Source organism: Halobacillus yeomjeoni (assembly GCF_020171525.1).
Taxonomy (GTDB): Bacteria; Bacillota; Bacilli; order Bacillales; family Halobacillaceae; genus Halobacillus; species Halobacillus yeomjeoni.
In genome coordinates this window covers 1038464-1063197 of record NZ_JAIVAI010000001.1, presented here as the reverse complement: position 1 = coordinate 1063197, position 24734 = coordinate 1038464, and the positions used below count along the sequence as shown (strand labels likewise).

Annotated in this window: 31 protein-coding genes; 26 read left to right on the top strand and 5 right to left on the bottom strand. The window is 44.7% G+C overall.

The window, feature by feature from the left end:
* Positions 1–45: 45 nt before the first annotated feature.
* Positions 46–396 carry an S-Ena type endospore appendage gene (locus LCL89_RS16875; protein WP_404813413.1) on the bottom strand — a complete coding sequence of 117 codons (351 nt, stop codon included), beginning with the start codon at positions 394–396 and terminating at the stop codon, positions 46–48.
* Between the two features lie 312 nt (positions 397–708).
* Here LCL89_RS16875 and LCL89_RS16750 point away from each other — a divergent pair, with 312 nt between their 5' ends.
* The 6 genes from LCL89_RS16750 (at position 709) to LCL89_RS05475 (ending at position 3157) form a co-directional block, all read left to right on the top strand.
* A complete protein-coding gene (locus LCL89_RS16750) occupies positions 709–834 on the top strand; it encodes a hypothetical protein (RefSeq protein ID WP_263620635.1) in 126 nt (41 codons plus the stop codon).
* Positions 835–840: 6 nt separating this feature from the next.
* Positions 841–1074 carry a hypothetical protein gene (locus LCL89_RS05495; RefSeq protein WP_224808456.1) on the top strand — a complete coding sequence of 78 codons (234 nt, stop codon included), beginning with the start codon at positions 841–843 and terminating at the stop codon, positions 1072–1074.
* 85 nt (positions 1075–1159) lie between these two features.
* Complete coding sequence (locus LCL89_RS05490) at positions 1160–1534, top strand: VOC family protein (protein WP_224809585.1); 375 nt, start codon at positions 1160–1162, stop codon at positions 1532–1534.
* 62 nt (positions 1535–1596) lie between these two features.
* Positions 1597–2175: an HNH endonuclease gene (locus LCL89_RS05485; RefSeq protein WP_224808454.1), complete on the top strand. Its 579-nt coding sequence runs from the start codon at positions 1597–1599 to the stop codon at positions 2173–2175.
* A 30-nt stretch (positions 2176–2205) separates the two neighbouring features.
* Positions 2206–2613, top strand: a complete 408-nt coding sequence (locus tag LCL89_RS05480; protein ID WP_224808452.1) for an NUDIX hydrolase — start codon at positions 2206–2208, stop codon at positions 2611–2613.
* A gap of 40 nt (positions 2614–2653) precedes the next feature.
* Positions 2654–3157, top strand: a complete 504-nt coding sequence (locus tag LCL89_RS05475; protein ID WP_224808450.1) for a GNAT family N-acetyltransferase — start codon at positions 2654–2656, stop codon at positions 3155–3157.
* A 20-nt stretch (positions 3158–3177) separates the two neighbouring features.
* Here the strand turns inward: LCL89_RS05475 and LCL89_RS05470 are convergent, their stop codons facing one another.
* Entirely contained in the window at positions 3178–3747 is a 570-nt protein-coding gene (locus tag LCL89_RS05470; RefSeq protein WP_224808448.1) for a DUF2087 domain-containing protein, read from the bottom strand.
* A gap of 134 nt (positions 3748–3881) precedes the next feature.
* Between LCL89_RS05470 and LCL89_RS05465 the strand changes: the two genes are divergently transcribed.
* The 3 genes from LCL89_RS05465 to LCL89_RS05455 all read left to right on the top strand — a co-directional run bounded on the left by LCL89_RS05465 (position 3882) and on the right by LCL89_RS05455 (position 5468).
* The gene (locus LCL89_RS05465; RefSeq protein ID WP_224808446.1) at positions 3882–4709 is read left to right on the top strand and encodes an alpha/beta fold hydrolase; all 828 of its coding nucleotides are present in this window, start codon (positions 3882–3884) and stop codon (positions 4707–4709) included.
* A 207-nt stretch (positions 4710–4916) separates the two neighbouring features.
* Positions 4917–5150, top strand: coding sequence for a DUF3953 domain-containing protein (locus tag LCL89_RS05460; protein WP_224808444.1), 234 nt, complete (start codon positions 4917–4919; stop codon positions 5148–5150).
* A 96-nt stretch (positions 5151–5246) separates the two neighbouring features.
* The gene (locus tag LCL89_RS05455; protein ID WP_404813400.1) at positions 5247–5468 is read left to right on the top strand and encodes a hypothetical protein; all 222 of its coding nucleotides are present in this window, start codon (positions 5247–5249) and stop codon (positions 5466–5468) included.
* 48 nt (positions 5469–5516) lie between these two features.
* Here LCL89_RS05455 and LCL89_RS05450 read toward each other — a convergent pair whose 3' ends face one another.
* Both LCL89_RS05450 and LCL89_RS05445 read right to left on the bottom strand, forming a co-directional pair.
* A complete protein-coding gene (locus LCL89_RS05450) occupies positions 5517–5702 on the bottom strand; it encodes a YjzC family protein (RefSeq protein WP_197315746.1) in 186 nt (61 codons plus the stop codon).
* 196 nt (positions 5703–5898) lie between these two features.
* Complete coding sequence (locus LCL89_RS05445) at positions 5899–7611, bottom strand: Rqc2 family fibronectin-binding protein (RefSeq protein ID WP_224808440.1); 1713 nt, start codon at positions 7609–7611, stop codon at positions 5899–5901.
* Between the two features lie 162 nt (positions 7612–7773).
* Here LCL89_RS05445 and LCL89_RS05440 point away from each other — a divergent pair, with 162 nt between their 5' ends.
* From LCL89_RS05440 to spoVM, 14 genes are all read left to right on the top strand, one after another.
* Positions 7774–8643 carry a YicC/YloC family endoribonuclease gene (locus LCL89_RS05440; RefSeq protein ID WP_263620634.1) on the top strand — a complete coding sequence of 290 codons (870 nt, stop codon included), beginning with the start codon at positions 7774–7776 and terminating at the stop codon, positions 8641–8643.
* Between the two features lie 79 nt (positions 8644–8722).
* Positions 8723–8986: an extracellular matrix/biofilm regulator RemA gene (remA, locus tag LCL89_RS05435; protein ID WP_197315749.1), complete on the top strand. Its 264-nt coding sequence runs from the start codon at positions 8723–8725 to the stop codon at positions 8984–8986.
* 13 nt (positions 8987–8999) lie between these two features.
* Complete coding sequence (gene gmk / locus LCL89_RS05430) at positions 9000–9620, top strand: guanylate kinase (protein ID WP_197315750.1); 621 nt, start codon at positions 9000–9002, stop codon at positions 9618–9620.
* Positions 9617–9844, top strand: a complete 228-nt coding sequence (rpoZ, locus tag LCL89_RS05425; protein ID WP_197315751.1) for a DNA-directed RNA polymerase subunit omega — start codon at positions 9617–9619, stop codon at positions 9842–9844. Before gmk ends, rpoZ begins: the two co-directional genes overlap by 4 nt.
* A gap of 118 nt (positions 9845–9962) precedes the next feature.
* Positions 9963–11168: a bifunctional phosphopantothenoylcysteine decarboxylase/phosphopantothenate--cysteine ligase CoaBC gene (coaBC, locus tag LCL89_RS05420; RefSeq protein ID WP_224808436.1), complete on the top strand. Its 1206-nt coding sequence runs from the start codon at positions 9963–9965 to the stop codon at positions 11166–11168.
* Positions 11165–13576 carry a primosomal protein N' gene (gene priA / locus LCL89_RS05415; RefSeq protein WP_224808434.1) on the top strand — a complete coding sequence of 804 codons (2412 nt, stop codon included), beginning with the start codon at positions 11165–11167 and terminating at the stop codon, positions 13574–13576. Before coaBC ends, priA begins: the two co-directional genes overlap by 4 nt.
* A gap of 18 nt (positions 13577–13594) precedes the next feature.
* A complete protein-coding gene (fmt, locus tag LCL89_RS05410) occupies positions 13595–14542 on the top strand; it encodes a methionyl-tRNA formyltransferase (protein WP_224808432.1) in 948 nt (315 codons plus the stop codon).
* Entirely contained in the window at positions 14535–15887 is a 1353-nt protein-coding gene (gene rsmB / locus LCL89_RS05405) for a 16S rRNA (cytosine(967)-C(5))-methyltransferase RsmB (protein ID WP_224808430.1), read from the top strand. Before fmt ends, rsmB begins: the two co-directional genes overlap by 8 nt.
* Before the next feature lie 32 nt (positions 15888–15919).
* Positions 15920–16684, top strand: coding sequence for a Stp1/IreP family PP2C-type Ser/Thr phosphatase (locus tag LCL89_RS05400; RefSeq protein ID WP_224809583.1), 765 nt, complete (start codon positions 15920–15922; stop codon positions 16682–16684).
* On the top strand, positions 16678–18702 hold the full coding sequence (pknB, locus tag LCL89_RS05395) for a Stk1 family PASTA domain-containing Ser/Thr kinase (protein ID WP_224808428.1): 2025 nt from the start codon (positions 16678–16680) through the stop codon (positions 18700–18702). Before LCL89_RS05400 ends, pknB begins: the two co-directional genes overlap by 7 nt.
* A gap of 12 nt (positions 18703–18714) precedes the next feature.
* A complete protein-coding gene (gene rsgA / locus LCL89_RS05390) occupies positions 18715–19596 on the top strand; it encodes a ribosome small subunit-dependent GTPase A (protein ID WP_197315757.1) in 882 nt (293 codons plus the stop codon).
* Positions 19597–19598: 2 nt separating this feature from the next.
* A complete protein-coding gene (gene rpe / locus LCL89_RS05385) occupies positions 19599–20249 on the top strand; it encodes a ribulose-phosphate 3-epimerase (RefSeq protein WP_197315758.1) in 651 nt (216 codons plus the stop codon).
* 457 nt (positions 20250–20706) lie between these two features.
* Complete coding sequence (locus tag LCL89_RS05380) at positions 20707–21369, top strand: thiamine diphosphokinase (RefSeq protein ID WP_197315759.1); 663 nt, start codon at positions 20707–20709, stop codon at positions 21367–21369.
* A 45-nt stretch (positions 21370–21414) separates the two neighbouring features.
* Positions 21415–21495, top strand: a complete 81-nt coding sequence (spoVM, locus tag LCL89_RS05375) for a stage V sporulation protein SpoVM (protein WP_197316792.1) — start codon at positions 21415–21417, stop codon at positions 21493–21495.
* A 73-nt stretch (positions 21496–21568) separates the two neighbouring features.
* Here the strand turns inward: spoVM and rpmB are convergent, their stop codons facing one another.
* A complete protein-coding gene (gene rpmB / locus LCL89_RS05370) occupies positions 21569–21757 on the bottom strand; it encodes a 50S ribosomal protein L28 (RefSeq protein ID WP_035547582.1) in 189 nt (62 codons plus the stop codon).
* A 248-nt stretch (positions 21758–22005) separates the two neighbouring features.
* On the opposite strand from rpmB, the gene LCL89_RS05365 reads away from it, so the two are divergent.
* The 3 genes from LCL89_RS05365 to LCL89_RS05355 all read left to right on the top strand — a co-directional run bounded on the left by LCL89_RS05365 (position 22006) and on the right by LCL89_RS05355 (position 24705).
* Positions 22006–22368: an Asp23/Gls24 family envelope stress response protein gene (locus tag LCL89_RS05365; RefSeq protein ID WP_197315760.1), complete on the top strand. Its 363-nt coding sequence runs from the start codon at positions 22006–22008 to the stop codon at positions 22366–22368.
* Positions 22369–22399: 31 nt separating this feature from the next.
* On the top strand, positions 22400–24067 hold the full coding sequence (locus tag LCL89_RS05360; RefSeq protein ID WP_224808427.1) for a DAK2 domain-containing protein: 1668 nt from the start codon (positions 22400–22402) through the stop codon (positions 24065–24067).
* 95 nt (positions 24068–24162) lie between these two features.
* Positions 24163–24705 carry a VanZ family protein gene (locus tag LCL89_RS05355; protein WP_224808425.1) on the top strand — a complete coding sequence of 181 codons (543 nt, stop codon included), beginning with the start codon at positions 24163–24165 and terminating at the stop codon, positions 24703–24705.
* Positions 24706–24734 lie beyond the last annotated feature (29 nt).

The following is a 24734-nucleotide window of genomic DNA, read 5'->3' as shown; positions in this document are numbered from 1 at the left end:
AAAAAGAACCCTCATACTTCAATAAGGGTTCTTACTCAAAAAGAATTATTGTTTATAGTCTTCATAACCTTTATAGTCACATCTTTGACAACACGAGATACAACTAGTAATAAACATTTGGATGTTTATGTTGCAGAAACTATCTCGATTATCTGCGCATTTTACTCCTATTTCCTCTACACAATCAAAAGTGAAGGTAAAACGCCTTCTTGGTGGTATTTCTATTTGATGTAATTGATTATTTGTACTAACTAATAAGGTATACGGGCAATTAGGTGTGCTATCCCCGCCTGAAACAACTAAAGTTATGGTAGGCAGGCATTTCGTAAACGCTTTATATACTTGAAGTGTTTGTCCTAAACACTTTTGACTTGATTGAGAAAAATTAATTGGCATGGAGGGTTGATGGATTCCGCAAGTGGGTCTATATAGAGTCAAATCTATCACCTCCTTTTTAACAGTATATGAATTAATAGAGATGGTGCTTGTATGAAATATATAAAATAAAATGGACTTTTATTGGAACTGAGGAACATGTTGATACAGTAGATGTATTCAAGATTCAAAGAAAGTATAGAAAAGAGGTTTCATGTGAAGTACGCATCCTATGCTGGCTTTTTTAGGTGATATTCGTTTTTTTATCTAAGCAGAAAGTGAAACGAATCACCGTAAGTATACGTACTATCAGTCAAAGAAAGGGGAATGATAATGAATTTGATAATCGCTATATTGATGATCGCAGCCCCTGCACTTTTTCTGATCAGCTGGGGCAGGTCGGGGTATGACTGGGGAACCTTTGAGGAAGATCGGAAAAAGGGTGATGATGAAGAGTAAATAGTTGTGAAGCAGGAGGTCGGGTATGGTTATTTTCCTTTACGTGGTAATCAGCATGGGCATTGCTATTTTCTCGGAATTATGCCTGACGGATTTGGAAATACATTCTTGTTGGGAGCAGTCGTAGGCGTGTTAATTGGTATTTTCCATCAGCTTACTAAGATTCATGCACATTTGAAGAATGGTCATAAAAATGAGAAGCATTACAGCAAATCTAGTAAAATACCAGTAAGAAGATAAGAAGTTTATTTTAGGGTGAAGTATACTTCATGAAACCAATCGTTGGAGAAAAGTGTGTCTTAACTTCATAAAAAGGAATGAGATGATGAAAAAATCATTTATTAACCAAGTTCATTATATTAGAATCCCTGTTAAAGACTTAGGCGCTTCTGCCCAATGGTATACAGAGGTGTTAGGTCTTGAATTGGTAACCATGACCGAGGATCCGTATGCAATCATCAAGGTGGGGGAAGGGTCTTTTTTACTGATTTTAGTTCCTACGGAAGATGACACATTTGCCCATTTTACAAAGGATGGCGAGCCAGCTTTCAGTATTGGTTTTACCAGTCCTGATTTAGTCGATTTCCATCAACATCTTAGAGAAAATGGAGTTGAAGTGGACGATATTAAACAGGATGAAGGTCACTCCTATTTCCACTTTTTCGACCCCAGCGGTAATAAGCTTCAAGTACATTGGTGAAAAACATTTGAAAAAATAACCATTAAAATAGAAGATTATACATATGAAACACGGAGGATGTTATGTCTGATTTAAAGCTGACGATCGAGCTCGGAAAGCCTGCATATGCTCAAAATAAAACTGTTAGAAATTCAATCCCTCGTTCTCTATGGAAAGCTTTGAGAAATCATGTGCTGGAGAAAAGTGATTACAAATGCCAGATATGCGGGTTTACCGGTGGAGAAAAGCTCCAGGCTCATGAAGTGTGGGAGTATGACGAGGAAAAGTTTCTGTTGATTCTTAAGGATGTACAGGCGTTGTGTAAACCATGCCACGACTTGAAGCACATCCGGCATGTCGAACACAGAATCAAAGATCGCCAAAAAAGAAATTTTGTCATGAAGAATCTGATGAAGCATTTCATGAGGGTAAATGGATGTACGGAGAATGAATTCAGAATGCATTATCGAAATCAGTCAGCGAAGAATAAAGCCAGCCAAGTCAACAGATCTCTGGACGACCTGATCGAACAAAGGGAGGACCTGGAAAGAGAAGCATTCCTTTTGGAACAGGATTGGCGGTTCGTAATTGCTGAGAATCTCCCATACGAACAAGAAATCAAATCGCATCTTAGTAAGAAAGGTTTGCTTTATGAAAGATAAATTATCAGGGGGAAAAGGGGAGACTTACTAATGACATTACCTAAACACTCACTATCGGCAGGAGCTGTCGTTCTGAATGATCAGGGTGAGATCCTGCTTATTAAAGGCCCACGAAGAGGGTGGGAATTTCCTGGTGGGATTGTAGAGTTAGGAGAGACCATCCACGACGGGATCATAAGAGAAGTGAAAGAGGAAACAGGAATTGACATTGAGGTCGTAAAGTTCTGTGGAATCTATCAAAACACTGAAGCTGGTGTATGTGCCACTTGCTGGCTGGCAAAAGCGGTAGGTGGGGATATGCAGACAAGCAGCGAAAGTTTAGAGGTTGGATTTTTCCCTTTAGAAGAAGCATTAAAGAAGGTCACCTGGTCCAATTTCAGAGAAAGAATCATTAAGATTCTAAATGAAAAAGAACATCCATTTTATGTTGCTTTTTAAAACTTAAAGTTAATCAATACGAATCCAGGAGTTGAACGTTTTGAGTCATGTAAGCATTTGCGAATTTTCCGAAGCATATGAAAAACAGGTGTCAGAACTGATCCTGCACATCCAGCAAGAAGAGTATAATATCGAAATTACTAAAGATGATCAGCCCGATTTGATGAATATTCCTGCGTTTTATCAAGTCAGGAAAGGAAACTTTTGGGTAGCTGAAATTGGGGGCAGGGTAGTTGGAACGATAAGCTTATTGGATATTGGAAATAACGAAGTTGCTTTAAGGAAAATGTTTGTAGCCGAAGAATATCGGGGTTCGTCATTCAAAATTGCTCTCCGGTTATTAAACAGAGCGATCAGCTGGGCAGCTGATCACTCGATAAAGACGATTTTCCTTGGGACGACTCCACAATTTCTTGCAGCACACAGGTTCTATCAAAAGAATGGGTTTATCAAAATAGATCAAAAGGAGTTACCCAGTACTTTTCCGATTGTAAAAGTGGATAAGTTCTTTTATAAATTTCAAGTAGAGAACGCTGCTGAGTAAGTCGCTTTTTCATCTGTTGATTAAAAAACCATCGGCCACATCACTTTCGGGTTCAACTCGTAGACATTGTCTTGTCTGAACATGAATTGATGCATAATCCATTCCCTGCGGATGGTTGCAAAGTCTTCATGATATTTTTTTATATACTCGTTGATTTCTTTCTCTGTATAGTTCTTTCCGGTACTTAAATTCCGTACCAAGTAGGCCAATATGACAATCTTTTTCTTTCTTTTACTCGGGATGTTTGTCAATCTTCCATCACCATCGAAAAAGTTTTTGATTATTGATAGTTTTTCTTTCTCTGTAATCTCCATCATCGTCTCCTCTCCAAGATTCAAGATTCCTTTAGCACTGAACTCAAGCATCTTTTTATGTAGATGAAAATAGATGGTATTTCCTTCTCGCCGTTGGTATACCAAGCCGATATCCCTCAGTTTGCTTATGTGGTGGGTGATCGTCGGTGGCTTCAAGCCAAGTTTATGAGAGATTGCCTGACCATGAAGGGGACCTTCTTTCAAGAGTATGATGATCTTGATGCGTGTAGGGTCACCCACTGCTTTATGAAAGTTCACCAGTTTGTCCAGTTGCATGTTTATCCCTCCTTATAATTTGATGTTCATCTAATTAGATATTAGTCGAATTAGATGGTGGTGTCAATTAAAAATGTTAGATGCGCTTGTTTATCAGCAAATGGCATTCCCGCCAAACAAAAGGAGCATTTATTATGAAACGATATTTTATCAATGATGGACAGTTGGATGTGCATATAACAGAGTGGGGAAGGGAGCAAGCCCCCGTGATGTTCTGCCTGCATGGCTTAGGAAGCACGAGCCTGAGCTTTATCGAAATAGCTGAAGAGTTGAAAAATGAATTTAGAATCATAAGCGTCGATGCTCCAGGGCATGGGAAAACGGGTACATATGAAAGCCAGGAGATGTATGATACCCCTGCCTTATCGAGTTGGTTGAACACAATCCTCGATAAATTGGGGATTGAAGAGTTTTATTTTTTGGCGCACTCCTGGGGAGGTTTTGTAGCTTTATATTATCTGCTTCATAACTCGGAAAAGGTAAAGGGAACGATCTTAATAGATGGGGGCTATCAGACAAAGCGGAGAATGGATAAGACTGTGGATGAAGAGGCTGCCCATTATGAAAAAGACTTTGAAGGTTGTGTAGAGACTTGGGATGAATTTTTAGACACCGCCGTGTATGGAAATTCAAGAAGGACACATTTATTAGATGTCGCTGCAAAAGACTTGTCTCTTGAGAAAAACGGAAAATACTACTGGCATGCAAGAGGAGCAACGGCCGCGAAAATAATCAGAGGAATGCACAAGTATGAAACGGAAGATATTTATGAACAACTTCCAAGTGATATGGACCTCTTATTGCTGAGACCTCAATCGGATATTGCTTACAGGAATTTGACTGCAGGCATTTTTCAAGAAAAAACGGGAGCAGTGGTAAAGCGTATTCCACATACTTCACACATGTTGCATTGGGACAATCCAGCAGTTGTGATTGAAGAAATCAGAGAAAGGTGGAAGTGATTTTTCTACGACACTCGTTAAGGAAGTGATGGTTTCATCTGAATATATGTCAGGAGGGATCTTATCGTATTTGCAGTTATTTTTTTCATTTTACTCATCGTAGGTATAGTTTCTGAAAAATTTAAAAGGCTGGAAGAAAAAATTGAAGACTTGGAAGAGCAATTGAAGAGGGTGAGGTCAAAATGATCAAAAGTTGGTGGTTTTTCAATGATAACTGTTCTTAAAAAAATTTTGGCAGCAATCGTTCTCATCATTTCTACGATAGGGTTCATGACAGATAACCATAATTTATTGGAATATATGCTGCTTTTCTCAAGCTTTTTGATGTTGACTATTGGAGTAGAAGGGTTTCAAAAAGGAATAAAAGCGTATGGCTATATGGGACTGGTGATATTCGCGTTTCTTTTATGTGTATCTTTGCAGGGGCTCTTTTTTCATTGATCCAAGTTCTTTTGTTATATACAGATAATTAAGAATGATTTTCAGAGACGTACATATCCTAAACCAAAACCTATTTTCATTAAGGAGATGTACAATGTGGCCTTCACCTACAGCAAAACAGAGCTGATTCAGGACCTGCAGGCGGTACTTGCTAAACACAATGTCCAATCGATCGAAGTGAAGGAGTCCGGAATTTTATTTCAAGTCGAAGCGGATGGTTCGTTGAAGGTCGGTGCTCGAGCTACTATCAAAGCCTTTCCGACTGAGCCGGGAAAGAAATCGGGACAAAGGTTCAAAGTCCTCAAAGGTGGAAAATGAATAAAGAAACCCCGTGTCCCTACCAGTAGACACGGGGTTTTTGGTTGTTTACTTAGCTTTCTTCCAATATGCCGCTTCTTTGCTGGAGCGAAGAGGTGGGAAGGTTTCGCCACTTTCAAGCTTCACTTGCTTTTCATCTTCTGTTGGGTTAGCGTTCTTACGATTATCAGCTAAACCATCAAATTCGTACGTGCCGCTTTCAGGTACATTTTCGCCAGTCTTGTAACGTTCCATCTTGAAAAATCCTCTCCTTTTAATAGTATTTCTTGCTACATAGGTTATATAGACATTTTCTTCCAATGCTAAACCATTACATTTGAACCATTTTATTCCAGATAGCAGCCGGAGTATTTAATAGAATTAATGTGCGCATGAAAAAACCCCCGTCGAGGACGGGGGTTTGCGTTTTATCAGCGAAAACCACGATTTATCAGCGAACGCGCAGCCGCTTCACGAACGAGTCGTCCGGCGTCACGAACAATGTCTGCTGATGATCATAAATCACATATCCGGGTTTTGCGCCGGATGGTTTTTTTACATGACGGATTTGCGTGTAGTCTACGGGTACCGTTGATGATTTGCTGGACTTACTGAAATTGGCGGCCAGCTGGGCGGCTTCGAACAACGTATCCTCGGACGGGTCATCATCCCGGATGACGACGTGGGAACCAGGAATATCCTTCGCGTGCAGCCATATATCAGATTTCTGGGCCATACGGTTGGTCAGGTATTCGTTCTGCTTATTGTTCCGGCCGACATAAATCAGGGTGCCGTCGGTGGATTCAAACTTCTCCGGTGCAGGTTTTGAAGGTTTGTTCTTCTTTTTCCCTTTGGAAGGGGCTTTCTTCTTCATATAACCTTCTTCCCGTAATTCTTCACGGATTTCTTCGATATCTTCCTCACGTGCACTTTCCACCTGTTGAATCAAGCGCTCAAAGTACAGGATTTCATCCTCCGCTTTTTTGATTTCTTCCTGAACCACCTGCTTCGACTTTTTCAGCTTCTGGTATTGCTGGAAGTAGCTTTGCGCATTTTCGCTCGGTGTTTTGTTCGGGTTCAGCTCGATCGTGATTTCCGATTGATTCGGATCGTAATAGTCGATCACTTTCGCTTCAGAGTCGCCTTGTTTGACCGTGTGCATGTGGGCGGTCAAAAGCTCACCGAGGCGCTGGTACTCTTCGGCGGATTCTGATTTTTTCAATGTATGGTGGTGTTTCTTGATTTTTCTAACGTTCTTATCGCGTTCATTTTTCAAGAACCGGTACAAATCACCGGCTTGCTGTTTGACGCGGTCCCGTTCTGCTTTTCCGGAATAATACGCATCGAGCATTTCACTCACGGTCGAGTAATGGTCTACGTTTCCGTCGAAAGCATTCAGCGGCATGACATAAAATTGATCGCGTTCACCGGTATGGACTTGTGGGTCATACTCGTGGTCGATCAGTCGTTTTCGTACATCGGCATAGGCCTGCTGGTATTCTTTCGGTCCGCCGAGCCTCGCCTGATGGGCGATTTCCTTCGTAACCATCGGTGAGAATCCCATGACGATGCCGAGGATCTGCTTATCCATTTTTCCGGAGTTGAAATCGAGTTTCTTTACCAAGGCTTCCGGTTCCAATTCCAGCGGATTGATTTTCCCCTGCTCCGGTGGGAGTTTGTACGGCTGTCCCGGCATGATCGTCCTATGACGGTTTTGTGATGGGGGTAGATGTTTGATGCTGTCCAAAATGTGGCCTTGTTCTTCATCGACCAAAAGGATATTCGAGTGTTTGCCCATCACTTCGATGATCAACGTCTTCAACGTTTCATCACCGATCTCGTTTCGGGTACGCACCTGGAACTTGACGATTCGTTCCATACTCACTTGTTCGATGTTCTCGATAAAACCGCCGACCAGGTGCTTACGCAGAAGCATGCACAGCATCGGAGGTTCTTTCGGGTTGTGATATTGGTCGTCCGTCAAATGAAAACGGGCATAGCTCGGGTGAGCAGATAATAACAGCGTATGGTTTTTCCGCTGGGCTCTTACTGTGAATACTAGTTCTGTATCGGTAGGTTGATAGATTTTCATGATTCGTCCGGACTGGATCGTCTCATTCAATTCATGAGTGATCGCCCGGGTTACAATTCCGTCAAAAGACATCGTCTTCACCTCTCTAATGTTGACAGTATAGCATTTTTCTCATTAATCTCTAAATATATGTACAAGGAAATCAATGATTCGCAATTTTTCAAGAGTTTTTGGTAAAATCTAAAAAGCATAAACTTCTCAAAGACATGGATGTGATGTTCAATGGTAAATAGTATGACGGGATATGGCAAGGGAAGTGCAGCCGTCGATGATACAGAGCTGCATGTAGAACTGAGGTCCGTCAATCACCGTTTTCTGGATATTTCCTCGAAAATGCCACGCTCTTTATTATTCCTCGAGGATCAGGTGAAAAGCAAGCTCCGGGAATCCTTGTCGAGAGGAAGAGTCGACGTATATGTGACCATCGAAGGTCATGGATTGTTTGATAAAAAGGTGGATGTCGACTGGACAGTCGCCGATCAATATTTTGAGCGTTTGAAAGAGATGAAGGCCCGTTACAATTTGACTGGAGACCTCTCAATTGATATGGTTTCTAGGTTAGAGAACGTTTTTTCCATACAGGAAATAGAAGAGGATACGAATGAACTTCAACAGGCTTTCCAGTCCGCTTTTGCTGCGTCATTGGACCAGCTGGTTCAAATGCGTGCCCAGGAAGGGAAACGTCTCCTGGAGGACCTTCAAAATCGGATAAAAACGATTGAAACCATTCTGGCAAAATTGGAAGAGCGGCGTCCAGAAGTCGTACAGGAGTATAAGGACCGGATCCGTGCAAGGATCGAGGAGTATACGCAGGGGGTCATCCAGCCGGATGATGCGAGAATCCTTCAGGAAGTCGGGGTCCTCGCTGAAAAAGGGGATGTGACAGAAGAGATCACCCGCCTCCATTCCCATACGTCCCAGTTCTCCAAAACGCTTTCCAAACAAGAGCCTGTCGGCCGGCGTCTGGATTTCATCGTTCAGGAAATGCACCGTGAAGTGAATACCATCGGGTCGAAATCCAACGATTCGGAAGTGACGAAATGGGTTGTCGATTTGAAGAGCGAAATCGAAAAAATCAAAGAACAAGTACAAAATGTCGAATAACAATTGTGTTTGACCCCTGTTTTTTCATATAATAGAGGTAGCGAATATAGTGGTTTGGAAGTAGAAGGAGGAGACAGCCTTGAGTTTGAAGTTAATCAATATCGGATTCGGAAACGTAGTATCCGCCAATCGCATCATTTCCATCGTTTCACCTGAGTCTGCGCCGATCAAACGTATCATTACGGTCGCTCGTGACAATAATAAATTGGTAGATGCTACATACGGACGTCGTACACGTGCGGTTATCGTGACGGATAGTGACCATGTGGTCCTTTCTGCAGTACAGCCGGAAACTGTCGGTCAGCGTGTGATCAACAACGACGATATATCAGAAGAAAACTAGGAGGACCATTGTTGTGATAGAGGAGAAAGGTATTTTATTCATTCTTTCCGGACCCTCAGGTGTCGGAAAAGGTACGGTGCGTAAAGCACTTTTTGAACAATCAACGAATTTGCGTTACTCGATTTCGATGACGACCCGTGAACCGCGGGAAGGAGAAGTCGATGGGGTGGACTATTTTTTCAAGTCTCGTGATGAGTTCGAGAAATTGATCTCTGAAGGTCAACTGATTGAGCATGCCGAGTATGTCGGGAACTATTATGGAACCCCTAGACAATATGTAGAACAAACCTTGGAAGAAGGAAAGGACGTGTTCCTTGAAATTGAAGTTCAGGGAGCCTTGAAAGTCCGTGAAAACTTCCCTCAAGGTGTCTTTATCTTCTTGATTCCACCGTCCCTTGAAGAGTTGAAGGACCGCATTGTCACACGTGGTACAGAAACGGAAGACAAAGTGAAGAACCGCCTGCATGCGGCGAAGGAAGAAATTGAAATGATGGATGCGTACGATTACGTCGTCGTCAATGACGAAATTGACAATGCTGTCAAGAAAGTACAGTCCATCGTGGCAAGCGAACACTGTAAACGGGAACGTGTAGCCAACCAATACAAAAAAGCATTGGAGGAAAAATCGCTATGATGTTAGAACCGTCCATCGATTCACTACAAAAACAAATCAAATCCAAGTATACATTGGTGACTCTCTCTGCACGTCGTGCACGTGAACTGAAGCAGGGAAGCGCTCCGATGGTAGACAACCCGACATCTCATCAACAAGTCGGAATCGCTTTGGAAGAAATCCGTGATGGGAAGCTGAAGTATATTCAAGCAGACGAGATCCAGCACCGCACAGAAACAACATAAAGCTTTTTTAGCTTATATCGGTAGCAAAAGCCGCGCTATTACAACCTAATAAGCGCGGCTTTTGCTATCGCTTGGCGTATATATCCAACTTTTTCACTCGAAAGAGAGGTTTTTAGGGATGGTAAAAGGGAAAAAAATCGTCCTTGGTGTATCAGGAGGTATTGCAGCTTATAAAGCGGCTGCACTGACAAGCAAACTGGTACAGGCGGGGGCAAGCGTGAAAGTCATCATGACTGAGAGTGCCAAGCGTTTCGTTGCGCCTACGACGTTTCAGGCGCTGTCGAGACAGCCGGTCTACACAGACACTTTCGACGAACAAGATCCCTCCCAAATCCAGCACATCGATGTAGCGGATTGGGCGGATTTATTTTTATTGGCTCCGGCAACAGCCAACATCATAGGGAAATTGGCCGGCGGCCTCGCCGATGACATGCTTTCAACGACACTCCTCGCAACGGAAGCCCCTGTTTATATTGCCCCGGCAATGAACGTACATATGTACAGCCACCCAGCGGTGATGAACAATATGAAACAACTCGACGCATGGGGATTCAAATTCATCGAGCCCGGTGAAGGGTATTTGGCTTGCGGGTATGTCGGCAAAGGACGCCTGGAAGAGCCGGAGACGATTGTCAGAGTGTTGGAACAAGAAGAGCAGAAAGAACAGCTTTTAAAAGGGAAAAAGGTGTTGATCACAGCTGGACCGACGCGGGAAAAAATCGATCCGGTCCGCTTCTTTACCAATCCGTCTACAGGCAAAATGGGTTTTGCTTTGGCGAGACAGGCGGCGAAGCTTGGTGCTGATGTAACACTGATCTCCGGTCCTGTGAATTTAGATACACCAAGCGGAGTGGAGAGAGTCGATGTGACTTCGGCGGAAGATATGTACCAGGCAGTGATGGAACGGTACCATGACAGTGATCTGGTCATCAAGTCCGCTGCGGTGGCCGATTACAGACCGCGCACGACGTATGAACACAAAATGAAAAAAGCTCCGGGGGATTATGCCGTTGAGATGGAACGGACGAAAGATATCTTGCTGGAGCTTGGAGAACGGAAAGAGCACCAATACTTGATTGGTTTTGCAGCGGAAACTCAGGAAATCGAATCATACGGGCGGAAGAAACTCGAGAAGAAAAACCTCGACGCGATCGTCATCAATAACGTCTCTGATGAGGGGGCTGGATTCGGTCATGATACGAACGTATCGATCTGGCTGACGAAGCAAGGGGATAAACAGACGTTCCCGTTGATGTCCAAAGATGAACTAGCAGCGAACATCCTCCAAAAAGCTGTTGAAGAGATGAAAGGTGAATCGTTGTGAACATAGCGAATGTCATCGTTGATGTACCCTCACAGAACACGAACCGCCCGTTCGACTATAAGATTCCTGAGAAATTCGAAGGGATCGTCCAGCCCGGCGTCCGTGTCATCGTCCCGTTCGGACCGAGAAAAATCATGGGGTACGTCGTTTCGCTTTCGGCAGAAAGTTCCTTCGATAAAGTGAAGAACATCACTGATGTCCTGGATGTGACGCCGACTCTCACACCAGAGCTCCTGCACCTGGGTAAATGGCTCTCCCAGCAGACGCTCAGCTATTATATTTCATGTCTGCAGGTCATGCTCCCCCAAGTCATGAAAGCGAAATATAGAAAAGAGTTATGGAAGTTGACGGAAGCGCCATTGGATTCCGAACTGGATGCATTGTTCGATGGCCGGGCTGTCATGGATTACGAAGAATTTGAGAAGTCAGGCGTCAGTTATCAAGTCCTTCGCAAGCATATCCACGAAGGAGAAGTGGATGTCCATTATGAAGTGAAGAGCCGCGAGACGAAAAAGGTCACCCCTATGGTCGAACCTCAGGTGGATGAGATGAAACTGGAAGAAACACTGATCGATCTATCCAATCAAGCCAAAAAACAACGCGCTATCGTAGAGTTTTTTATAGAAAATAAAGAGCCGATTCCGAAAAAACAGCTGCTTGAAACATTATCCACGACTGCAGCCTCCCTCAAACCTCTCGTGAAAGACGGGGTGATCCGCGAATATAAACAGGAAGTGTTCCGGGACCCTTATGAAAATCATGAGTTCGAGCGGACGACGCCGTTTCAGCTGACCGAGGAGCAGGCAGCGGCCATTCAGCCGATTTTGAAAACAATCGATCAGCGTCAGCATGATGTTTTTTTACTTCACGGAGTGACGGGGAGTGGAAAGACAGAAGTATACTTGCAATCGATCCAAAAGGTCATCGATGAAGGAAATGAAGCGATCATGCTCGTCCCTGAAATTGCCCTGACTCCGCAAATGGTGGAGAGATTCAAAGGACGGTTCGGGTCGAAAGTGGCCGTACTGCACAGTGCGCTTTCTGCCGGAGAAAAGTACGATGAATGGAGAAAAATCCAGCGGAAGGAAGTCCAGGTCGTCGTAGGAGCACGGTCCGCGATTTTCGCCCCGTTTACAAAAATCGGATTGATCATCATAGATGAAGAGCATGAGACGAGCTACAAGCAGGAGGACCGGACGCGTTATCACGCCCGTGACGTTGCGGTTGAACGCGGTAAGACGCACGGGTGTCCGGTCGTCCTCGGAAGTGCGACCCCGGCGTTGGAAAGTTATGCACGCGCTGTGAAAGGGAACTATCAGCTGCTGACGCTTTCGAAACGGATGAATGAGGCTGTCATGCCGGAAGTCGAACTCGTCGATATGAGAGAAGAACTGCATGAAGGGAACCGCTCGATGTTCTCCCGGACGTTGAAAGAAAAAATCGAAGACCGTCTCGCTAAGAAAGAACAGGTCGTATTGTTTTTGAACCGAAGAGGCTACTCAACGTTCGTCATGTGCAGGGACTGCGGGCATGTCAGCGAATGTCCGCATTGTGACATCGCGCTCACATACCATAAAAATCAGCATCGTCTGAAATGCCATTACTGCTCGCATGAAGAGCCGATGCCGACCGAATGTCCGGAATGTGAAAGTAAAACGATCCGATATTTCGGGACAGGGACTCAAAAAGTCGAAGAGACCTTACAACAGCTGATCCCGGAAGCGCGAGTCATCCGGATGGACGTCGATACGACGAGGCGTAAAGGAGCACATGAACGATTGTTGACCCAGTTCGGAGAACATAAAGCTGATATACTCCTCGGGACGCAGATGATTGCGAAAGGACTAGATTTCGGAAACGTGACGCTTGTCGGTGTCATGGCGGCCGATGCCTTGTTGAACCTGCCGGATTTCCGTGCTTCAGAGAAGACGTTTCAACTTATGACTCAGGTGAGCGGCCGTGCGGGTCGGCATGAAAAGCCCGGTGAAGTCATCGTTCAGACTTATACGCCGGAGCATTACAGCATCGATCTTGCCAGCCAATACGATTATGAACAATTTTTCAACGAGGAAATGAAATTAAGAAAAGCGTTCAACTATCCTCCGTACTATTTCCTGACGTTATTCACCGTTTCGCATCCGAATCAGCTGAAGGTTCAGGAAGTGACGCAGAAAATCGTCCAGTTCATGAGACAGAAGCTTTCGGACCAAGCGCATGTCCTCGGACCGACACCATCTGCGCTGACTCGTATCAACAATAGATATCGCTACCAATGCATGGTAAAATACAAGAAGGAACCAGAGCAGCGGAAGTTAGTCGAACGCATTTTACACTACTACGAAGATGAAATGAAGCAAGAGAACGGACTACAGATTACGGTGGATTTCCAGCCGTATCAGTTGATGTAAGAAAGGATGAACCGTTTTATGACACGCATAGCATTCATGGGGACGCCGGATTTTGCGGTCCCTGTTTTAAACCGCCTCGTCGAGGATCAATACGACGTGGTGCTCGTCATCACTCAGCCCGACCGACCGAAAGGAAGAAAAAAGGTGATGACACCGCCGCCGGTCAAAGTGGCAGCAGAACAACACGGAATCCCTGTATTCCAGCCTGAAAAAATCAAAGATGAATATGAAGAAGTACTGAAATATAAGCCGGACTTGATCGTCACAGCGGCCTTCGGTCAAATTTTACCTGAAGGTTTACTGGAAGCCCCTGAGTATGGCTGCATCAACGTGCACGCTTCTTTACTGCCGGAGTTCCGTGGCGGGGCCCCGATTCACTACGCCATCATAGAAGGCAAGAAGGAGACGGGGGTCACAATCATGTATATGGTCAAGCAGCTGGATGCCGGCGATATGCTTTCGAAAGTGACGGTACCGATCGATGATGAAGATCACGTCGGGACGCTTCATGATAAGCTCTCTGTGGCAGGTGCTGATCTTCTTGCTACGACTCTCCCTGACTTGTTGGAAGGAAAGATCGAAGCGGAAGAACAGGACCACTCCCAAGCGACATTCGCCGGGAATATCAAACGTGAACAAGAATTGATCGATTGGAATAAGGATCAGCAGACGGTTTATAATCACGTCCGCGGCATGCATCCTTGGCCGGTCGCTTATACATTCTGGAACGGAAAACCGATGAAGATCTGGTGGTCCGAAAAAGTGAATGGTACGTTCGACAAAGAGCCTGGAACGGTCGTTGCGATCGAAGACAATGGCTTTTTGGTCCAGACCGGTGATGGGAAAGCGTTGAAAGTTACGGAGTTACAACCTTCCGGCAAAAAACGGATGGATGGACAGGCGTTCATCAACGGCGCCGGTCAATCCTTAACCGTAGGTGATCGTCTGGGGGAAAAGCATGACTAAGTATGTTTTGAGAGAAACGGCCCTAAATTTGTTGACCCGGATCGGTGAGCAGGGAGGGTACAGTCACGTCCTCCTTGACCGTGAAATCAACAAGCTGAACCTTTCCGCTCAAGATGGAGGACTTTTGACTGAGATTGTTTATGGAACCCTCCAGCGCCGTGATTTGATCGACTTTTATCTCGAGCCATTTACCGCCAAGCAAAAGAAAATCAAACCTTGGGTACGGTGGCTGCTGTACATGTCCGTCTATCAAATGGTTTTCTTGGAGAGGGTACCGGACCATGCGATCATTCACGAAGCCGTCGAGATTTCCAAGAAAAAAGGTCACAAAGGGATTTCTTCTTTCACCAACGGAGTGTTGAGGAACATCCAGCGTAAAGGAATCAGAGATCTTGATGAGATCAAAGATCCCATCCAGCGGTTGGCAGTTGAAACGAGTCACCCGAAATGGCTTGTGGAACGCTGGGTGAGCCAGTACGGAAAAGACGTGACGGAAGACATGTGCCGGGCCAATATGCATCATTTGCCGATGAGTGTCCGTGTCCAGCCTTTACGTTTGACGAGAGACGAAGCGATGGAACAGCTGCGTGAAGATGGTTACAAAGTGGAAGAGAGCATCTTTTCAAAACAAGGATTCATCGTATCACAAGGCAACATTTTGAATCATCCTTTGTTCCAAGAAGGAAAGCTGACCGTTCAGGACCAGAGTTCGATGCTGGTTGCAGAAATGATGGATCTTGAAAAAGGCATGACCGTTCTGGATGCATGCAGTGCCCCGGGCGGGAAAACGACACACATCGCTGAAAAGCTTGAAGATGAAGGTACTGTCATAGCCTATGACCTGCATGAGAAAAAGGCGAAGCTCGTTAATGAAAAAGCGGAACAGCTTCAACTGACAACGATCAAAGCGAGTCAAGCCGATTCAAGGAAACTGGATGAACGACATGAGTCGGATACTTTTGATCGGATCCTTCTCGATGCTCCTTGTTCAGGACTCGGAGTATTGCGTGGAAAACCTGATATCAAATATCATAAGAAGAAAGAAGACATTTTCTCTCTGCGGAAGATTCAAGATGATCTGCTTGAGAAAGTGTCACCTTTGTTAAAAGAAGGCGGAAAGCTCGTATATAGTACATGTACCGTCGACAGGCACGAAAACGAGGAAGCGGTGCAGCACTTCTTAAAAGCGCATCCGGAGTTTCAACTGGACCCGACCTTCACCGATGATCTACCTGAAGAGTTGAAGTCATCGACGGGACTGAGTGAATACGGATTACAGCTTTTCCCTCAAGATTGGGATACGGATGGTTTTTTCCTGACCCGATTCGTGAGGAAGAGTGAATAATGAGTAGTCAAATGATGAAAGTAGGTGAGTCCATGAATGGCTATTTTCTTACCGATCAAGGAAAAGTAAGAAATCATAATGAGGATGCAGGCGGGATCTTTTATAATCAGTCCGGTCAAGTCCTCGCTGTCGTCGCTGACGGAATGGGTGGACACCGAGCGGGAGATGTCGCCAGTGAAATGGCGACTTCCCACTTACATAAGAAATGGCAGGAAGTTGACGCTTTGAACAGTCCGGAGCACTCAGAGGAATGGCTTAGAGGGGCCATCGAAGTGGTCAACGATGAAATCAAGGAATATGCCGAGCAGCATGAAGAGTGTCATGGTATGGGAACCACCGTTGTCGCAGCCGTCTGTACTGATAACTTCGTTACAATCGGCCATATCGGTGACAGCCGGATTTATATGGCGAACGAATACGGGTTTAAACGCTTGACGGAAGATCATTCCCTTGTGAATGAACTTGTGAAATCGGGGCAGATCAGCTATGAAGAAGCGGAACATCACCCGAGAAAAAATGTGTTATTGAAGGCGCTCGGAACAGAGGCGAAAGTTTCTGCAGATATATCAACATTGGAATTCGAGCCTGACAATCGATTGTTGTTATGTTCTGATGGACTGACCAATAAAGTTCATGAAGAAGAGCTGTCTGAACTGACAAATTTTGAAGGCGATTGGAAAGAATATGGCCGGCAGTTGATCGACCTGGCTAATGAACGTGGTGGAGAAGACAACATCACCCTCGCAGTCGTACATTATGACGAACGCGACGTGAAAGAGGGTGCGGATGAATGCTGATCAACCGTCTCCTTAGTGAACGTTACAAAGTCAAGGAGATGATAGGCGGCGGAGGGATGGCCAATGTCTATTTGGCACACGATATCATATTGGACCGGAACGTCGCGATCAAAGTTTTGCGTCTAGAGCATGGAAACGATGAAGAGTTCATTGCCCGGTTCCATAGAGAAGCCCAGTCGGCGACCAGCTTATCACATCCGAATATCGTCAATATTTATGATGTCGGTGAAGAAGAAGAGATTTATTACATGGTCATGGAGTTTGTCGATGGTATGACATTGAAGCAGTACATCCAGAAGAACAGCCCGATCGAGATTTCTGAAGCCGTCGATATCATGAAACAGATCACGACGGCGATTGGTCATGCCCATGATAACGATATTGTGCACCGTGACATTAAACCGCAGAACATTTTGATCGACCATTATGGACATGTAAAGGTGACGGACTTCGGAATCGCAATGGCATTGAGTGCCACTGCACTGACGCAGACGAATTCTGTGCTTGGTTCTGTCCATTACCTTTCTCCTGAACAGGCCCGCGGGGGAATGGCCACTAAGAAGTCCGACGTTTATTCTTTAGGGATCGTCTTTTTCGAATTACTTACAGGACGTCTTCCATTTTCCGGGGAGTCTCCAGTGTCGATTGCTTTGAAGCATCTACAGCATGAGACGCCATCTTTGAAAAGGTGGATTGAAGATTTTCCTCAAAGTGTCGAAAATATCGTGTTGAAAGCCACATCCAAAGATCCGTTTCACCGTTACTCTTCAGTCTTTGAAATGGAAGATGATTTAGAGTCTGCGCTCGATCCGGAGAGATATGACGAACCTTTGTTCAAAGTACCGGAAGAAGATGGTGACGATGAAAAAACGAAAGCGATACCTGTGATTACCAATGATTCATATCAAGAGGACACAGGAGAAAACACCATTATCCATCACCAGACGAATTCCAACACGATCGTAAGTGGTGCCGGGAAACCGAATGGTGAAACAGGCTCTATGAAGAAAGCTGGACAGAAAAAGAAGAAAAAGAAATGGCCTTGGGTCGTTTCGTTGCTTGCCCTTTTAGTCATTGCAGCGGGTGTGGCTATCTTTACGATACCTGGGATCGTTCAACCTGCAGATGTTGAAATGATCGATGTCACCGGTAAAGAATACGAAGAAGCGTACAGTGAACTGAGTGACCTCAACCTTGATGTGGATCGTAGAACGATGTTCTCCGATGATGTGGAAGAAGGGTACGTCATAAAGACCGACCCTGAGCCCGGGATGATGATAAAAGAGGAATCCACTGTCATCGTTTATTCCAGCCGGGGCAGAGAGAAAGTCGAGCTGGGAGATTATACAGGACAGGATATCGAGAGGGTCACGAGTGAACTGGAAAGTAAGGGATATAAAAGTGTCGTCCCTGTTTATGTGAATAGTGATGAGCCCGATGGTCAAGTCATCGAGCATATGTCTCCTCAGCCGGACGAAAAAGTTATCCCTGATGAGACGAACGTGATCCTGCGCGTCAGTAAAGGACCACCGATGGTAAACTTACGCCCGTTGACGGGGATGACGGAAGAAGAAGCGAAACAATATTTGGAAGATAACAACTTGAAGGCGAACGTAACTGAGAATTATTCCAATCAAGTGCCACAGGGTAATGTGATTTCCCAAAGCCCTGAAGCTTTTTCATCTGTAGAAGAAGGCTCGACAGTATCCATCACCATTTCTCTCGGCACGAAAGAACAGCCTCCGCGTACGGAAACCGTCAAGGTGACTGTTCCTTATAAGCAGCCTGAGTCTACGGATGAAGGTGAGAGCGGGGAAGGCGAGGAGCAGCCGAAAGAACAAAAGGTGCTCATTTACGTTGGAGATATGAACAATAAGATCACGGATGTGTATAAAGAACAAATGATCACGGAAGATACTACGTTTGAAATCCCTCTTACGATCAAACCGGGAACGGAAGCATCGTATAAAGTTCAGAGAGGGGACGAAGTCGTTGAAGAAGGTAGTGTTCCGTATTAAGAAGGTGAAAACATGGCAGTAGGAAAGATAATCAAAGCGCTGAGCGGCTTTTATTATGTATTGCACGAAGGGACCGTTTATCAGTGCAGGGGCCGGGGGAATTTCAGAAAGAAGAAAGTCAGTCCACTGGTCGGAGACATCGTCGAATTCAAAGCAGACAAGCAGGATGAAGGTTATATTTTATCCATCGAAAAAAGGAAAAATGAATTTGTCCGGCCTCCGATTGCCAATGTCGATCAAGCTCTGATCGTAACATCAGCCACTCATCCGGACTTCAATGCTCTGCTATTGGATCGTTTCCTTGTTCTTGTGGAAGCGAAGCGGATCGAACCATTCATCGTCATTTCCAAGATGGATCAATTGGATGAAGAGCAGACGAAAGAGATGGAAGAATACAAAGAGATGTATGAACAAATCGGTTATTCTGTCATCTTATCCGCTGTTCAGGATGCCGAATCGATGGATTTGATCCAGGACCATCTTGCAGGACGGACCACAGTCATTGCAGGTCAGTCAGGCGTAGGAAAATCTTCGCTGTTGAATTCGATCGACCCGCGCCTTTCCATTGATACGGATGAAATTTCACAGAGCCTTGGCCGTGGGAAACATACGACCCGTCACGTGGAACTTTATGAAATTTCTAATGGCCTTGTCGCAGACACACCTGGATTCAGCTCTCTGGAATTCGGTGATCTTCAGCTTGACCAGCTTCCGGAATGCTTTCCAGAATTCGTAGCTGTCCAGGATGGCTGCAAATTCCGAGGATGTCTTCACAACAAAGAGCCGAAATGTGCAGTCAAAGCAGGCGTTGAAGAGGGAACAATCTCAAAACAACGCTACGAACATTATTTGCAGTTTTTAGATGAAATCCAAAACAGAAAGCCGAGGTATTGAATATGACGAAAATAGCACCTTCCATCCTTGCCTCTGACTTCTCCAAACTTGGCGAGGAGATTCAGGATGTAGAAAAGGCTGGAGCAGATTATATCCATGTCGACGTGATGGACGGCCATTTTGTACCGAACATCACCATAGGCCCTTTGATCGTCGATGCCATCCGACCGATGACTTCGCTCCCGTTGGATGTCCATTTGATGATTGAAAACCCTGATCAATATATCGAAGCTTTTGCGAAGGCGGGATCGGATATCATCACCGTCCATCAGGAAGCTTGTCCGCATCTTCACAGGACTCTGCAATTGATCAAGAGTCACGGAGTGAAAGCAGGTGTAGTGATCAATCCTGCGACGCCTGCGGAAATGATCAAACCAATTTTGGACGAAGTCGATCTTGTGTTGCTGATGACCGTCAACCCAGGGTTCGGAGGCCAATCCTTCATCTCTTCTGTGGTTCCTAAAATCCGTCAGGTGGCACAATGGAGAGAGGAAATGGGGCTTTCCTTTGAAATCGAAGTGGACGGCGGCGTCAAAGCCGAAACCGCAGCCCGCTGCGTAGACGCTGGTGCAGATGTCCTCGTGGCCGGCAGTGCGATCTTCAAACAAGAGGACCGCAAAGAAGCGATGGATCTGATCCGTCGCTCCTTGTAAAAGAAGGTTCGGATTCCTATGGCTAGCTGTTTCAGAAGAAAAATGGTTTGAGCTTTCTCGTTTAAGTGTCATTTTTCTAAATATCAGCCTTAGACGATTCTGCGTTTCGTAGGTCCGTTCAATAAGCTCTAGATAGTTGGAGTGGGGAAACGGCGAGACTCCCGCGGGAGAAGGAGCCAGGTGAGATCCCGCAGGGTGCAGCCCGAGGAAGCTTGCCGGTTCCCCCGCAGGAAAGCGAGTCGTTCCCCGCCCCAACTCACCTTTTTATGTGATCGGACCCGACATCTTAAATTCAGTCCTTATACCTCAGGAAACTTGAAGATTTGGTAAGGGCTTTTCATTGAGAAGTGATGAAATCAACACGTAACGTGAAACGAGCTTAAAATAAAGATGTAACCCAGAGGAGTGTTCCTTCATTCCTTTGGGTTTTTGCATACATAAAGGAGGGATAGGGCATATGGGCAAGACGGTTGCTGTCGTGGGCGGCGCCCCTTTTCGATATATACCTGATTTGAAAAGCTTTGATAATGAAAATGTCCTGTGGATCGGAGCGGATCAGGGAGCAGAAGTATTATTGAATCAAGGCATCCGCCCTGACTTTGCAGTGGGAGATTTTGATTCCGTAACGGAAGAGACGTGGAAAGAGATCCAAAGACAAGCGCGCGACTATGAAGTCCATCCTGATGAAAAAGATGAAACCGATCTGGAACTTGCGATCAACAAGGCACTAGAATGGGAACCTGAGCATATTCTATTATTCGGGGTGACCGGAGGAAGGATCGATCATGCCCTGGCGAACATTCAACTGCTTTATCCTCTCAGACAAAAAGGAATAGCAAGTACCATCATCGATGTACAAAACCAATTGGAATTAGTAGAAGCGGGCAAGCATACAATTGAAGCGAACGATGAATACCCGTACGTTTCCTTCCTTCCCATGACGCTGGAAGTGACAGGGCTCACGCTCGAAGGCTTTTATTACCCGTTGAAAGAAGCGCATGTTCCGTATGGCTCTACGCTTTGCATCTCGAATCGATTGATACAAGAAGCAGGTACTTTTTCCTTCCGTTCAGGCATACTCTTAGTAATAAGAAGTAAAGACTTGGCCACCAGGGGATAACACAAGGGCGTTTCGCATCAGCTTTATATATGAGGAGGGGGCTCTTTGAAATTTTATACGATCAAACTCCCGAGGTTTTTCGGGGGGCTAGTCCGCGCAGTCATAAGTACTTTTAAAAAAGATTAACAAAAAAAGCACCCGCTCGGGGTGCTTTTTTTGTGCTTATGTGAGCCTCAGATGATCTGAGGCAAAAAGACGATTATACGCGTTGAACTTTACCAGATTTCAATTCACGTGCAGTGACATAAGCTTTTTGTGGCTTGCCATCGACAAGGATGCGTACTTTTTGTACATTAGCTTTGAATTTACGTTTATTAGCGTTCATTGCGTGTGAACGGTGGTTTCCGGAACGTGTACCTTTACCAGAAATAACACTTCTGCGTGCCATATGAAAATCCCTCCTGTTACATACATAAATAAATCATCAGATACTTAGTAACTGTATCATATCAGGTCACCCTTTGCAATATATCAATGACAAGAATATCAAGAATTTTCTCTTGACAGACACGTGTCAATATTAGAAAGTAGAGTAGGAGAATTCCGTCATAATTTACATGAATCAAGTGCAATCGCGCCTGTTTTCATATGTTATAATGAAGGGTAAGTAGATGAGTGGGTAAAGGAGGACAAACGATGTCTGTTGATTTAACGAACCAATATGGTCAAATTACGATTAGCAATGAAGTCATTTCCACGATTGCAGGTGGAGCTGCTGTGGAATGCTATGGAATTGTAGGAATGGCATCAAAAAACCAAATCCGTGATGGATTGACGGAAATGCTCCGTAAAGAAAACTTTTCCAAAGGGGTCGTCGTCCGTCAAGATGAAGACCGCCTACACATCGATATGTATATCGTAGTGAGCTATGGAACGAAAATTTCCGAAGTAGCGCATAACGTGCAGTCACAAGTAAAATATACATTAAACAAGACAGTAGGCTTGTCGGTAGATTCCGTGAATGTTTTCATTCAAGGAGTCCGCGTGACAAGTGACTAGGTAAGTGGTGCAGTCAAAGGAGGAAGTTAGCGTGACGTTACAAAATCTAGACGGCAGAACATTAGCCGAAATGATCTTACAAGGAGCCCATCATTTGAACAAAAACTCTCAAATGATTGATGCTCTTAATGTATTTCCGGTGCCTGATGGCGATACCGGAACAAATATGAACTTATCGATGACATCGGGAGCAGAAGAAGTGAAAACGGTCAATGAAGACCATGCCGGTGTCGTAGCCAAAGCATTAGCGAAAGGTCTTCTGATGGGAGCTCGAGGAAATTCTGGAGTCATCCTTTCCCAGCTGTTCAGAGGGTTTTCAAGAGCTGTTGAGGAAAAAGAGACATTGACGACACAGGATCTTGCTGATGCATTTCAGGGTGGGGTGGCGACAGCGTACAAAGCGGTCATGAAACCTGTAGAAGGAACGATTCTGACAGTTGCAAGAGAATCGGCAGAAGCATCTGAGAAACTGGCAAAGGATGAAACAGATATCATTTCCTTCATGGAAGGTGTCGTACAGGCGGCTAAAGAATCCCTTAAGCGTACGCCTGAGCTTTTACCTGTCTTGAAAGAGGTAGGCGTCGTCGATAGTGGTGGTCAGGGCTTATTGACCATTTACGAAGGCTTCCTTGCCAATCTTAAAGGGGAAGAGCTGCCTGATATCGAAGAGACCGTATCCATGAATGACATGGTCAATGCTGAACACCATAAACTGGCTCAAGATTTCATGAATACCGAAGACATCGAATTCGGCTATTGTACAGAATTCATGGTCAAATTCGAAGAAGAGAAACTGAAAGAAAATCCATACGATGAAGAAAAGTTCAGAGAGCAGTTGAGTGAACTCGGTGATTCTCTTCTCGTCGTTTCGGATGAGGACTTGATCAAAGTCCACGTTCACGCTGAATATCCTGGTGAAGCTATGACGTTGGGACAGCAGTTCGGAAGTTTGGTCAATATGAAAATCGAAAACATGCGTGAGCAGCATACTTCCATCGTCGGTGACAAAAAGGAAGTCAAAAGCAAGCCGCAGGAAAAAGCGGAATATGGCATCGTCACGGTAAGCATGGGAGATGGCATCAAGAAATTATTTGAAAGCTTAGGTGCAAATGTCGTCATCCAAGGTGGACAGACGATGAACCCGAGTACTCAGGATATTTCAGAAGCCATCAAAGAAGCTCATGCAAAGCGGATACTGATTCTCCCTAACAATAAAAACATCATCATGGCAGCAGAACAGGCGGCTGAAATCGCTGAAGAAGAAGTTGCTGTCGTTCCTACGAAGACGATTCCTCAAGGAATGAGTGCTCTATTAGGATTCAACCCGGAATCTGATTTGGAGACAAACAAGGAAGAAATGATCTCTCTGATGTCTGAAGTGAAAACCGGCCAAATCACTTATGCAGTCCGTGATACGAAGATTGAAGGCCTTTCTATTGATAAAGGCAACTTCATGGGTATCGCTGATGGAAAGATCACCGCAACGGACAAAGACCCGATGGAGACCGTCAAAGCACTTCTCGATCATATGATTGATGAAGATGAAGACGAAATCTTGACGGTAATCACAGGTGAAGATGTAGATGAAGATGCTATATCTGAATTGGAAGCTTACATTGAAGATAAATATGAGGATCTGGAACTTGAAATCCACGCAGGTGGACAACCGATTTATTCATATATCTTCTCAGTTGAATAATTCAGACTTAAAAACGCAGCTGATCAGCTGCGTTTTTTGTTGTGTTTTTTTGTGAAGTGAAGTTTGTTACAAATGAAAGGAAGGGTTTATAGCTTATGAGTGGATGGTTAAGGGTATTCCTTACTATATCTTTAATTGTTTATTTAGGGATTTTATTTAAGATGATTGTTCTCAAATATGTACATATTTATGATGTTATGAGTTTGATCAACGAGAGGAATAGCGGCTTTCAAAGGAATAACTTCGTTCCATTCCGGACCATATTGGATTATTTATTCCACAATGAGGTTGGAGCATATATCAAGTTCAGAAACCTGTTTGGAAATATTCTCGGTTTCATTCCATTCGGTTTCCTCGTACCGTTGGTTTCCAGGAGACAGCATTCCCTATACACAGTAGGAATTTATTCGTTTTTGGTAAGTCTATCTTTTGAGAGTTTACAACTTTTCTTACGTGTAGGGAGTTTTGATGTAGATGATTTGATCTTGAATACGCTTGGTGGACTGTGTGGGTACATGATGGTTCGGCTTCTTTCCGTAATCATGGCTTCACAGAATAGGCAATTCAAGTGGTTGCTCAGCTCTCTTTTCATGATTCTTTTCAGCAGTATGACTTTTTTATCAAGCTTTTTTTGGTGAAAAGATCGGTAAGGAGCAGGAAGTATTAA